The organism is Corallococcus carmarthensis (genome assembly GCF_003611695.1).
Lineage (GTDB): Bacteria > Myxococcota > Myxococcia > Myxococcales > Myxococcaceae > Corallococcus > Corallococcus carmarthensis.
In genome coordinates this window covers 1-12,566 of record NZ_RAWE01000262.1, presented here as the reverse complement: position 1 = coordinate 12,566, position 12,566 = coordinate 1, and the positions used below count along the sequence as shown (strand labels likewise).

Here is a 12,566-nt window from a genome sequence, read left to right as displayed (position 1 = left end):
TCCTCAAGCTGAACAGCGTCGTCTGCTGCTTGGGCCGTCCGCGCATCGCTGCCTCCGATGCGCGGAGGACACCACGTCACGGTGCGGGGTGTCGATCCCTCGGAGGGGTTTCTCAACACCCTGCTAGCGCGGGCGGACCCACGCCTTGGGCCAGTCGTCGAACTCGGTGACCTCCTGGTCGTCGACGAGAAGCGTGTACATGGACTCCTCGGGGAAGTCGCCGATGCGCAGGCGCAGCTCCTTGCCCTCCGCCTTGGTGCGCAGCGGGTGGAGCGGGTCCGACGTCTTCACCCACTCCAGCTTCTGCTTCATCAGTTGATCAGCGGTCATAGCTTTGCCTGCGGCTTGGCGTAGACGTTGTCCACGGCCTGGTTGGTGCGCTGTGAGCTGTTGATGATCTTGTCGTACGCCTGCGCGTCGCTCAAGCCGCTCTTCTTGGCCTCACCGACGAGCTGGTCGAACGAGGGGCCGTCCAGCCGGCCGTACTTGAAGAAGTCGCGCGCCTTGAGCAGCGCGGATTCAAACGTGCCCATGAACTCACGCGCGCCCACGCGGGCCTCGTGGCGGATGGCGTGCGCCGCCTTCGCGCGGTCCTCCAGCGACGCACCCTGCGCCTTGAGCTTCGCGTCGTTCGCGGGGATGCCTGCGATCTGCTGCTTGTACCAGGCGCGGATCTCGGTGTTGTTCGTGGGCTTCTTCGCGCCGCTCGCCTGCGCGTTGTTCACGCTCGCCGCCCCTTCCGGGTTGCGCGGGCGGGTGCGTGACGGGCTGCCGGCGGACACGTCGCTGGGCGGCCGGTTGGCCGTCGGGGGCGCGGAGTTCGTCCGGGTGGGCTTCGCCGGCGTCGAGGACGACGTCGTCGTGTTGGGCTTCGAATCCACGGAGTTGCTGCGGCGCGGCGGCTGCGGCGTGCCAGGCAGCGCCGAGTCGGACTTCGTGGAGCGCACGCTCGAGCTTCGGTTGAGCTTCATGGGGGAGACCTTCGGGGGCAGGAAGGAAAACCGCTTTCCCTTTTATCGCAGTTACGAGTAGGCGAGTTGCGACCTCCGCCTACCTTTCGCGTGCTGGCCCGACGTCTCCCGCATTCTCATACCCTCAACGGTGGGCGGGTACGGGAAAGGCGTCATCCCCCGGCAACAGCAGGGTGATCTCCAGCCGGGGCTCCACGGCCACGGCCAGCGTGCCTCCCAGGCGTCCCGCGAGCTGCTGGAGCACGGCCTGGGTGCGCGCCGTCAGGGCCGCGCCAGGGCAGGCCTGGACGCGCAGCAGCCACTGGGAGGCCTCCAGGGCCGGGCCCAGGTGGACGTCCACGGCCACGGCGCCAGCGGTGCCCTTCGCCAGGGTGCGCGCCAACAGCTCCCAGTCCGCCCGGGTGCCCCGCACCGGCACGGTCCGTTCCCCGGGCAGCGTCAGCGTGGGGGTGGCCCGGCCCTTCACGGGAGCGAAGGCGTGCTCCAGCACGGGGCGCAGGTCCTCCAGGCCCGGCACGGGTGGCGACAGGCGCCGGTCGATGAGGTCCTTCTGATCCGCGGAGACCTTGGCGATCCGCTCCAGGTAGCGCTGTGCCTGCGCGCTCAGCGGTCCCCCGGTGCCCTTGAGCATCATGTCCACGTAGCCCTTGATGACCATCAGGGGCGTCCGCAGGTCGTGCGATGCGCGCGAGCGCCGCTTGTCCTGCGCCATGACGGTGCGCTCCAGCCGCAGCTTCGCTTCCAGCAGCCGGGCCTGCCGCGCGCCCTGGGCCACTTCGCGTGCATGCGCCGCGAGCAGCGCCGGCGCGAACGCGCTGAAGCGCGCCACCACGCTCCGCTGCGACGTCGTCAGCGGCGCGGGCCACACCTCCAATACGGAGGGACGCTTCTTCTTGTCCGTGGCCTGCGCGCGACGGGCGGGGACGTTCCCCACCTTCATCACGCACAGGCGTCCTTCATAGAGAGCCGCGCCGGTCGCACCGGTCAGCCGCAATGACGCCTTCAGCAGAGCCTCCAGGCCCGCGCGCGTTCCTCCGCGCAGCGCCTGCTCGGCCACCGCCGTCAGCGTCGTTTCCATCCTGGCATCGAGGTCGTCCTCGATGCGCCGCCCCATCCAAGCCCCAGCCCGCACGCGCCAAGGAATGGTCATGCCTCCATGGAGGCGCAACGGCTCCAACGCGGAGCACTTCCTTTCCACGTCAGGCAGCAATCCTTTACCCATCGTGATCGGGGAGAGCGGACATTTTTACCGCCATCCGGGCAGTACCCTTGAGCCAAACCCTTGCTCTTGCTGGGAAAAGGTTTTGGCCAGCCGCTTGCTATCAGCTTCCCCCGTCAGGCAGGGCGGGAAGGGGCGGATGGGTACTCTCGATTACTACGCGACGATGGCTCGGATGGCGCCTGGGGCGCTCGCGAAGAGCGCGGTCCGCCGGGTCCAGGGCGTCGCACGGCAGGCCATCTACCGCCGCCGCGAGCAGGTGGACGAGGCGCAGCTGCTGGAGTCCTTCGGCGCCACCCGCGCCGAGGACCTGGTGACGCTGGCGCTCGATCACCGCACCTCGCGGGCGTGGTGCGAACTGTCGCAGCGCGGGTCCGCTCGCGCCGCCATCGAGAGGCTTCCGGGCGCGAAGGCGCGCACGCTGGAGCGCGCCGCGCGGGCGCTCCGTCAGGAGTGGGACGTCTTCGGTACGCAGGTCTCTTTTGGTGAAGGCAAGCCGGTGGACTGGTCCCTGGAGCCGGTGAGTGGCCGGCACTATCCGGTGGATCCCGTGGAGCGCATGCCGCTGCACGTGACGGGCATGGATCCGAAGTACCCGTGGGTGATGGCCCGGCTGGACAGCGTCGTGGCCCTGGCCCAGGGCGCGTGGGTGGCGGACACCGAGGCCGAGCGTTCGCGCTTCGCCACGGCCTTCGTCGTGCAGACGCTGGACTTCCTGCAGGCGAACCCCGTGGGCATGGGCGTCCACTGGACGTGCGCCATGGAGATTGGCCTGCGCGCGGCGAACGTCGCGCAGGCGCTGGTGATGTTCGCGGACCGGCCGGAGGTGCGCCGTCCGGAGTTCCTGGTGCCCGTGCTGGGCGCGCTCGCGGAGCACTGCGCGTGGGTGGAGGCCCATCTGGAGGACACCAGCGCGGTGCCCAACAACCATCTGGTCTCCAACTACGTGGGGCTGGCGGTGGTGGGGGCGCTCTTCCCGGAGCTGCCCGGTGCGCCCCGGCAGGTGGCGCTCGCGGCCAACGGCCTGCGCACGCAGATGGACGCGCAGGTCCACCCTGAAGGCACGTCCTTCGAGGGCTCCATTCCCTATCACCGTCTGTCGGTGGAGCTGTTCACGCTGGCCTTCCTCGTCGCTCGCGGCGCGGGCGTGTCGCTGGGGCCCGCGTACGAAGCGCGGCTGCGCTTGATGTTCGTCGCGGCCCGCGCCTGGTCTTCGGAGTCCGGTCTGGCGCCGCAGATTGGCGACAACGACAGCGGCCGCGTGTTCCCGTTCCAGGAGCGCGAGGACGGCGATCACGGCTACCTCGCGGGGCTGGGCGCGGCGCTCTTCAACGACGCGGGCCTGGGCGGCGGCGTGTTTCCCGACGAGGCGGCGTGGCTTCTGGGCGACGCGGGGCTCGTGCGTTTCAACGCGCTGCCCGTGGCTCCGGCGCCTGCGTCTGTAAGCTTTGCGGAAGGTGGCTTTCACATCTTGCGCGGCGAAGGTGTCGTGCTCACCGTCTCGGCCGGAAAACAGGGGCAGCGGGGCGTCGGAGGACACAGCCACAACGACAAGCTTTCCTTCGAGCTTCACTTCAATGGCCGTCCCGTCATCGTCGACCCCGGCACGGGTTCGTACACGCGGGATCCGGCCCTGCGCAACGCGATGCGGAGCACCGCGGCGCACAACACGCTTCAGGTGGATGGGGCGGAGCAGGCCCCGTTGGATCCGGCGCGGCTGTTCGCGCTGCCGGAGGATGCCCGGGCTCGCGTCGTGGCCTTCCAGCCCGGCGCGAAGCATGACCGGCTGGTGGTGCGCCACGACGGCTACCGCCACCTGCCGTCCCCGGTAGGGATTGAGAGGACTTTCTTCCTCGACCGGCACGTGCGTGCGCTGGCCGTGGGAGACCGGCTCGTCGGCACGGGCCATCATGAGGTGGTCGGACGTTTGCATCTGCCCGACGGGCAGGCGCGGTGGTGCAAGCCCGCGGCGGAAGTGATGGCGCGGGCAGGGCGCGTGCAGGAAGGGCCGGAGGCCTTCGATGCGCGGGCTCTTGAGATTGGACCGGCGGAGGCGCCCGTGGGTTGGGTGCTCTTCGGGCGGGGGTTGGAGACCTCGCTCGTGCCGTCTCGCTACTCGCCCGGGTATGGGCGCGTGGTGCCGGCGGTGTCGGTGGAGTTCCGGAGGCAGCTGACGCCTCCGGCATGGTTGGGGTGGGTGTTCGTCTTCAGGTGATTGGTGTGGGTCGGGACGTGTGAGCCGGCGAGGCCGCACGTCAACTGCTGGGGAGTAACGACAATGCGCGTGATGGTTGGCAACCCGTTGCTGGGTCGGATTCAGAATCGGGAAGCGAAGGTCGGTGTGGTGGGGCTCGGGTACGTCGGTCTTCCGCTGGGCATGGCCTTCGCGGAAGCGGGCTTCCCGGTCACGGGGCTGGACGTGGACCAGCGCAAGATCGACAAGATTGGCAAGGGTGAGAGCTACATCAAGCACATCCCCAGCGGGCCGCTGGCGGAGCTCACCAACGCCGGCAAGCTCAAGGCGACCAACGACTTCGCGAAGTCCCGCGAGCTTGACTGCGTCATCATCTGCGTCCCCACGCCGCTGACCGCGTCGCGTGAGCCGGACATGACCTTCATCATCCAGACGGGCGAGGCGCTGGCGCCGTACGTGCGCCCCGGCCAGCTCTTCATCCTGGAGTCCACCACCTACCCGGGCACCACCGAGGAGATCCTCAAGCCCCTGCTGGAGAAGGGCGGCCTCAAGGCGGGCGTGGACTTCTTCCTGGCCTTCAGCCCCGAGCGCGAGGACCCGGGCAACAAGGGCTTCAACACCAAGACCATTCCGAAGGTCGTCGGCGGCTACTCGCCCGCATGCCTCGAGGTGGCGGTCGCCCTCTACGGCAGCGCCCTGAAGGAAGTGGTGCCGGTGTCCTCCACTCGCGTGGCGGAGCTCTCCAAGCTGCTGGAGAACATCTACCGCTGCGTGAACATCGCGATGGTCAACGAGATGAAGATGCTCTGCGACCGCATGAACGTGGACGTCTGGGAGGTCATCCAGGCCGCCAGCACCAAGCCCTTCGGCTTCCAGCCGTTCTACCCGGGCCCCGGCCTGGGCGGGCACTGCATCCCCATCGACCCGTTCTACCTGACGTGGAAGGCGCGCGAGTTCGAGTTCCACACCAAGTTCATCGAGCTGGCCGGTGAGGTGAACTGGCAGATGCCGTACTACGTGGTGCAGCGCACGATGGAGGCGCTCAACCAGAACAAGAAGGTGCTCAACGGCGCCAAGGTCCTCTGCATCGGCGCGGCGTACAAGAAGGACATCGACGACTTCCGCGAGTCCCCGTCGCTGCGCGTGATGACGCTCCTCAAGGAGAAGGGCGCGGACATCAGCTACCACGACCCGTTCGTGAAGGAGCTGCACAAGGGCCACGGCTTCAACATGGAGATGAAGTCCGTCCCGCTCGACCCGGAGACGCTCAACCAGTACGACGCGGTGATGATCCTCACCGACCACTCGCACATCGACTACAACGAGCTGGTCCAGCGCTCGAACATCGTCGTCGACACGCGCAACGCGACCAAGGCCGTCACGCAGGGCCGCGAGAAGATCGTCAAGGCATAAGCCCGTAGCGAACAGAGCATGCGGGCAGGAGGGTCCTCGCTTCACGCCACGCGCGTGAGGGGAGGGCCCTCGCCCTGTTTCTGGCTACAGTGCGCGCGTGCCCAGCGCCTCCCGTCCCCTGTTCCCGCTGTTCATGGCCGCGTCCCTCCTGATGGGCGCGGCGCCCGCGTCCGACCCTCGCGCCCTGCTCCTGGACGCGATGGGCACGGAGCTTCAGCGCAACCAGCAGCAGCTCAAGGTGAACGGCCACGAAGCGCCGTACTTCCTGAGCTACGGCGTGAAGGACTACGAGTCGCGGCTGCTCATCGCGCGCTACGGGGCGCTGTTCCAGGACGACGACTACCGCGAGCGCAAGCTGGGCGTGGACGTGCGCGTGGGCAGCTACGACTACGACAGCTCCGTGGCGGACTCGCTCGACTTCGGCTTCAGCACCAGCAAGGGCTCCAGCTTCACCTCGCGCAAGGACGGGCCGCTGGATGACTCGCCGCTCGCGCTGCGCACGGCGCTGTGGCTCGTGACGGATGAGAAGTACAAGGCCGCGCTCTTCCAGTACCTGAAGAAGAAGGGCGAGGACGTCTACACGGTGGAGGACCCCAAGCGTCCCGCGTCCTTCTCCAAGGAAACGCCGGCCACCTACGTGCAGCCGCCGGTGGCGTTCCCGTTCGACCGCGAGAAGTGGCGCCGGGTGGCGCGCGAGGTGTCCGCGCGCTTCAACGCGCATCCGGAGCTGTTCGATTCAGAGGTGCGCATCACCGCGGACAAGGCCACGCGGCTGTTCGTGTCGTCGGAAGGCACGCGCCTCATCACGGAGGAGACGCTGTACGCGTTCCACGTCTCCGCGGTGACGCGCGCGCCGGATGGGCAGCTGCTGGACAACTCGCGCAGCTTCTACCTGCCCACCGAAGCGGGGATGCCCGACGAGGCGAAGGTGCACGCGGCGGCGCAGAAGGTCATCGACGAGCTGCTCGCGCTCAGGCAGGCGCCGGCCATCACCCCGTACGCGGGCCCGGCCATCCTGGCGCCGGAGGCCGCGGGCGTGCTCTTCCACGAGACGCTGGGCCACCGCCTGGAAGCGGACCGGCAGGACGGCGACACCGACGGCAAGACGTTCAAGGGACAGGAGGGCAAGCAGATCCTCCCGGCCTTCCTGTCGCTGCGGGATGATCCGTCCAAGCGCGAGGTGAACGGCGAGCCGCTCAACGGCTACTACCTCTACGACGAGGAGGGCGTGAAGGGGCAGCCGGTGAGCCTGGTGGAGAAGGGCGTGCTCAAGGGCTACCTGATGAGCCGTCACCCGGTGGAGGGCTTCCCCAAGTCCAACGGCCACGGTCGCGGACAGGGCACGCTCCAGCCGGTGGCGCGTATGGCCAACCTCCTGGTGGACAGCACGAAGCAGGTGAGTGACGCGGAGCTGAAGAAGCTGCTCGTCGCGGAGGCGAAGCGGCAGGGCAAGCCCTACGGGCTCATCATCCGCGACATCACCGGCGGCAACACCAACACGTCCAGCTTCGGCTACCAGGCCTTCAAGGGCGTGCCGCGCATGGTGTACCGCGTGGACGTGAAGACGGGCGAGGAGTCGCTGGTGCGCGGCGTGGAGATCGTCGGCACGCCGCTGTCGTCGGTGAACCGCATCCTCGCCACGGGACAGCGGCTGGGCGTGTTCAACGGCTTCTGTGGCGCGGAGAGCGGCAACGTGCCCGTGTCCACCGTGGCGCCCGCGGTGCTGCTCCAGGAGCTGGAGCTGCAGCGCACCATGGAGGGCAAGGACCGGCCGCCGCTCTTGCCCAGCCCGGCCGCCCCGTCGAAGGGAGCGGCCGGACAGGACTCGAAGCGCTAGCCGACCTTCTTCAGCACCACGTAGCCGGCGGAGGGGATGTTCACCGGGGTGTTCCCGCCGTTCAGCGTGGCGCCGTAGTTGCCGAAGTTGCTGCCGCCGTACGCCGCGGCGTCGCTGTTCAGCACTTCCTTCCACTGGCCCGGGGGCAGCGGCAGCGAGTAGCCCTCCAGGTTCTTCTTGTTGAGGCTGCCCACCACGAGGAACTCCTCGTTGCCCGACTTGCGCGTGAAGGCCATCACGCTGTCGTCGTTGTGGGTGTAGACGCGCTTCACCTCCGCCGCCGCGCTGAAGGCGTTGCTGCTGTTCCGCAGGCCGATGGCGTCCTTGTAGAAGCTGAAGGACTGCCGGCGAGTGACGTCCAGCATCGCGTCCTTGCGCTCGGAGGCGGGCAGGGCGGCCACTTCCGAGAACAGCTTCTTGTCGTCCGCGGAGAAGGCCTTGTACGCGCTGTCCTTGGCGCGCGCGTCCGGGGACAGCTCGAAGAGGCGCTCGTAGGTGGCCTTGGTGGCGTCGTTGAAGGTCACCTTGCCGAAGTCCACGCCCTGGCCCACGTCCTGCCAGCTCCAGTCGCTGTCCCAGGTGGACGGGTTGCCCCAGCGGAAGTCGTTCTGGGCGCCGAACTCGTCACCCTGGAAGAACATGGGGATGCCGGGGCCGGCCATGCCGATGCCGGCGGCGAAGCGGGCGGCGCCGCGCGTCCACTGGTCCGGGAAGTCGGTGGCCTTCTCGCCCTCCGCGGTGTTCATGGTGCGCTGCGCGTTCCCGACCTCGTCGTGGTTGGAGATGATGGACAGCGCGTTCTTCCAGCTGTCCAGGCCGCGCGGCGACGTCATCAGGTTCACGAACGCGTCCACGTCCGTCTTCATCCCGCGCGCGGCGGCCTGCACCAGACCCGGCTTGCTGTTGTCGTTGATGAGCCGGTGCTGGAACTCCGTGTACCACTGGGCGTCGAAGCCGCCGCCCGTGCCGTCCGGCTGCGCCGGGCGCGAGATGGCCGGGTCGTAGTCGAACTGCTCCGCCACGGTCCACACGTCCGGGTTGATGAAGTGCACCTGGCGGTTGATTTCGCGGAGCATGTCCCAGCCCGCCTTGCCGCCCACGCCCTTGATGGGCTCCGTGAAGTCGAAGCGCAGGCCGTCGAACTTCAGCTCCGCCACCTGCTGCACGGCGTGGTCGACGAAGAGCTGCTTCACCTGCGGCGTGTCGTACGCGGGCACGGAGCCCCACGGCGTGTCGCGCTGCTCGAACTTGCCGGGCTCCTTGGACCAGTTGAAGTAGGGGTTGCTGGGGCCGCCCACGTTCCACAGGCCGTTGTAGTCGCCGAAGACGTGGTTGTAGACGACGTCCGACACCACGTTGAGGCCCTTGCCGTGGGCCTCGTCGATGAAGCGCTTGAGGGCCTCATCGCCCTCCACCCACTGGCCCGACTCGTCCTCGAAGCCGAAGGAGCTCTCCGTGGCCAGGCTGTTCACGCCCAGGTAGCCCCAGTTGCGCGCGCCCTCCACCTCGTTGGTGGGCAGCAGCTCCAGCGTGGTGACGCCCAGCTCCTTGAAGTAATCCAGCTTCTTGATCAGGTCCTCCATGGTGGAGCGGTTGGAGTTGCCCGCCTCGCCCAGGAAGCTGCCCACGTGCAGCTGGTACACCGTCCACTTCGACGGGTCCTTCTCACGCGGGACGTCGTCGTTCTTGAACTGGAACTTCGTGGGGTCGGTGAGGATGGAGCCGCGGAAGGACACGCCGCTGCTCTGGGTGATGAGGTCGCTCCAGGGGTCGTTCTCCGACGACGCCAGGCGCTCCGTGTCGGAGAGCTTGCCGTCGTTGTTCACGTCGTCGCGCAGGTGCAGCTTGCCCTGCGCGTCCTTGTCGAACACCTGGAACTCGTAGCGCAGGCCCGCCAGCTTCTCCGGGTCGTTGACGAGCGTGGTCCACGCGCCGCCCTCGTTCGTCATCTTGATGCGGCCGTCGTCGGTGACGTTGCGCGACCAGAAGTCGTTGAACTTCCCGCCGCGCAGCTTGTCGACGAGGGTGTCGTCGAACTTGCCCAGGCGCTCCTGGAGCTGCGCCTTGTTGAGCGGGTTGCCGTCGCCGTCCTTGAGGACCAGGTACGCGCTGTCCGCGTTTTCGGCGTCGTCCACGTCGAAGCGCATCAGGCCGGTGGCGCCGGTGAAGTAGCGGTCCACCTCCTTGCCGCGCGTGGGGTCCAGGAAGAGCCGGTCCAGGCCGCGCTGCTCGCCCATCATCCGGCGCGCGTAGGGGTCCGGCCGGTCGCTGGTGGCGCCCGTGGAGTCCACCACTTCGTAGACGTAGGCCTTGCCCTCCATCTGCGCCCACGCGCCCTTGGCCTGCGCGGTCCAGTTGCCGCCCTCGTCGCGCGTCATGGGGATGCGCTGCTCGCGGCCCTGCTTGTCCGTCACCTTCACCTGGACAGCCCGCGCGTCCGGCGCCCAGAACTTGAACGACACGTCCTGGCCGGAGCGCTGCGCGCCCATCGAGTGGTACGTCGTGGGCGAATAGGACGCGGTGGACTTGGACAGGTCCAGCTTGAGGTTGCCCTCGCCCATCACCGCCCACTGGTCCTTGCCGGTCGGGCCGTCCACGCTGACGCCCCACTCCCAGTTGCGCGCCAGGCCGTCGTCCGCCACCTTCACCGTGGCCTCGTACTTGCCGTTGCCCAGCGGCTTCATGGGGATGCCGCCACCGGACCACTGCGCGTTGAAGCGGCCGTCCGCGTCCCAGCTGCCCTTGAGCTTCGGGTGGGTGAGCTCCGCGTGCGGGCCCGCGTCGTACGTGAACGTGATGGTGCGCGTCGTCGGGTTCGCCACCGTCGCGTTCGACTTCACTGCGGACGTGGGGGCGGCGCCCAGCAGCGCGCTCGCGTTGGCGGAGCGGGCCAGGTTGCCGGTGCCGGCCACGGGAGTACGGGCGCCCGTGGCGGGAGCGGACTCGAAGCCGGACTGGTTGCGCTTCACGGCGGCGGCCTTCGCGGCGGCGGCCTTCTGCTGCGCGGCCAGCTTCGCGGGATCGGCGGCGGAGGAACCCGTGGTGGGCGACGAGGTGAGTTTCGGGCGGTTGATTTTGGAATCAGTCACGGGGCAATCCTCCGGCGGCCCACGCATAGCGGGCTTGCTCAACTTGTCGGGCTTGGGGCCTCCGGAGTTGTGTCCGGAGGTGTGGAAGTGGGCGAATGTGGGGTGGATGGCGCTGGGAGCTTGGGATTCCCAGGAAGTCCGCGACCTTCCGGGCGGGGACGGCCCAGGGGTGGGGTCAGCCGGCCCCCCTTGAAGCCCCGCAGGAACACGTAGCGGCGGAAGTCGCGGAGGAAGGCGTCCACGGGCAGGCCGATGGACTGCTGGAAGCCGCCGGTGAAGTCCTGGCCCTGGCGCATGGCGGTGAGGACGCCCCGGACGCGCGACTCGCCGTAGCGCTCCATGAGGAAGGTGAAGGCGTGGTGGGCGGCGCCGTAGACGGTGGCGTTCTCGGTCTCGTAGAGGGACTCGGCGCGCGCGAGCGGATCCGCCTGGGGGTACTCGTGGAGGAAGCGGGACAGGTCCTCCAGGCTGGGGACGCGGTAGCCCTGGCTGGCGGTGTACGAGGCCATGCCCTCGCTGAACCACAGGGGGATGCCCTTGCGCGTCCAGTCCGACACGGTGGCGGACGTCTGCCACATGAGGCTGTGGGTGAGCTCGTGCAGGAGCAGCTCGTCCACCTGCTTCTGGGTGGCGCCGGCGCTCGTCCAGGTGCGGGGGCTCTGGACCTCCACCTGTTCGTAGCGGGCCCAGGCACGCAGGAAGTCATAGCCGGAGCGGCGGGCGGCGCGCTCCAGGGCGGCGTGGTTGGGGTGGATGACGAGGGTGACGGGCTCCTGGAACGTGCCCCAGCGGGCCAGGCGGGGCCCGGCGTTCTCCACCGCGCGGCGGACCATGTCCGCGGCCTGGGCGTCCTTCGCGGCGTGCGCGAAGCGGAACTCACCGCCGGGCAGCGCCAGCGTGGCGTCGGGGTTGACGGCCTTCTGGGTCATGGAGGCGCACGCGGAAAGGAGGACCGTCACCGCGAGCAGGGCGGGCAGCTGGCTCCATCGTCCGGTACCGCCCACCCGCATCCCACGTCCCTTTAGTTCGCGCCCAGCCAGCGCACGACGGCGCGGCCCACATCCGCGACGGTGGAGAAAGACGCTACCTCCGGGGCCGAAGGGCCGAAGTAGAGCATGGGCACGGCGTGCACGGTGTGTCCTCGAACCGACAGGTCCTCCACGTTGCCGTGGTCACTGCATACCAACACGCGTGCGTCGTCGGGCCTTGTGGCGGCCACGGCGCGCAGGAAGGCGTCGAAGGTGTCGAGCGCCAGGCGGGCCGCCGTGAAGTCCTGCGCATGGCCTGCTTCGTCGGCGAGGTAGTGCTCGAAGAAGGTGAAGTCCGCCTGCCCGGCGATGCGCCAGAAGAGGGCCGCGGCTTCGCCCGGCGTGCGGTGGGGCACGTCCAGTCCGTACGCGCGCGCGTTGGCGCCGGTGATGTCGTGGGTGAGGCCGTCGCCCGCCCGCGCGTCATCCAGCGTGCGCAGCGGTTCGCCGCCCGCTGCGAAGGCGAGCTTCGCGGCGGAGGGGCGCACCTTGCGCGCGGCGCGTTCGGAGAGGGTGAACTCCGGCGGGGACGTGGACGGGCGACGAGGAACGCCGAGCGCATCCAGGTACGGCGCGGGGTACGCGTTGGCGAAGGTGGCCGTGCGGCCCGCGGCCTTGAGGCGCCGGACGATGGAGCGCTCCGCGAGGAGGTCCCTCAGGGCGGTGTTGGGGTAGCCCAGCACGTGGCCGCCCACGAGGACGGGGGCGGGGTCTCCGGTGAGGATGGCCGTCTGGTTGGAGGCGGACTGGGGCCGGCCGGGCACGCCGAAGGTGGGGTCCACGGGAAGGCCCACGCCGCCGTGGGGGAGGATGGG

9 protein-coding genes are annotated in these 12,566 nt (G+C 69.0%); 3 read left to right on the top strand and 6 right to left on the bottom strand.

What is annotated here, in order from left to right:
• Window positions 1–123: 123 nt before the first annotated feature.
• The 3 genes from D7X32_RS39165 to D7X32_RS47690 all read right to left on the bottom strand — a co-directional run bounded on the left by D7X32_RS39165 (window position 124) and on the right by D7X32_RS47690 (window position 2,121).
• Complete coding sequence (locus D7X32_RS39165; RefSeq protein ID WP_199724589.1) at window positions 124–312, bottom strand: hypothetical protein; 189 nt, start codon at window positions 310–312, stop codon at window positions 124–126.
• A 14-nt stretch (window positions 313–326) separates the two neighbouring features.
• Window positions 327–971: a hypothetical protein gene (locus D7X32_RS45170; protein WP_147450443.1), complete on the bottom strand. Its 645-nt coding sequence runs from the start codon at window positions 969–971 to the stop codon at window positions 327–329.
• 124 nt (window positions 972–1,095) lie between these two features.
• Window positions 1,096–2,121, bottom strand: a complete 1,026-nt coding sequence (locus tag D7X32_RS47690; RefSeq protein WP_279635656.1) for a histidine kinase dimerization/phospho-acceptor domain-containing protein — start codon at window positions 2,119–2,121, stop codon at window positions 1,096–1,098.
• A gap of 208 nt (window positions 2,122–2,329) precedes the next feature.
• Here D7X32_RS47690 and D7X32_RS39145 point away from each other — a divergent pair, with 208 nt between their 5' ends.
• From D7X32_RS39145 to D7X32_RS39135, 3 genes are all read left to right on the top strand, one after another.
• Window positions 2,330–4,405, top strand: a complete 2,076-nt coding sequence (locus D7X32_RS39145; RefSeq protein ID WP_208752690.1) for an alginate lyase family protein — start codon at window positions 2,330–2,332, stop codon at window positions 4,403–4,405.
• Window positions 4,406–4,477: 72 nt separating this feature from the next.
• A complete protein-coding gene (locus tag D7X32_RS39140) occupies window positions 4,478–5,797 on the top strand; it encodes a nucleotide sugar dehydrogenase (RefSeq protein ID WP_120607626.1) in 1,320 nt (439 codons plus the stop codon).
• A gap of 133 nt (window positions 5,798–5,930) precedes the next feature.
• Window positions 5,931–7,634, top strand: a complete 1,704-nt coding sequence (locus D7X32_RS39135) for a TldD/PmbA family protein (RefSeq protein ID WP_120607625.1) — start codon at window positions 5,931–5,933, stop codon at window positions 7,632–7,634.
• Here the strand turns inward: D7X32_RS39135 and D7X32_RS39130 are convergent.
• From D7X32_RS39130 to D7X32_RS39120, 3 genes are all read right to left on the bottom strand, one after another.
• Complete coding sequence (locus D7X32_RS39130) at window positions 7,631–10,723, bottom strand: alpha amylase C-terminal domain-containing protein (protein WP_120607624.1); 3,093 nt, start codon at window positions 10,721–10,723, stop codon at window positions 7,631–7,633. The two genes, D7X32_RS39135 and D7X32_RS39130, sit on opposite strands and share 4 nt — an antisense overlap.
• Window positions 10,724–10,761: 38 nt before the next feature.
• Entirely contained in the window at window positions 10,762–11,733 is a 972-nt protein-coding gene (locus tag D7X32_RS39125; protein ID WP_120607621.1) for a hypothetical protein, read from the bottom strand.
• 11 nt (window positions 11,734–11,744) lie between these two features.
• The coding region (locus tag D7X32_RS39120; protein WP_120607620.1) for a metalloenzyme at window positions 11,745–12,566 on the bottom strand (822 nt) is incomplete at its 5' end.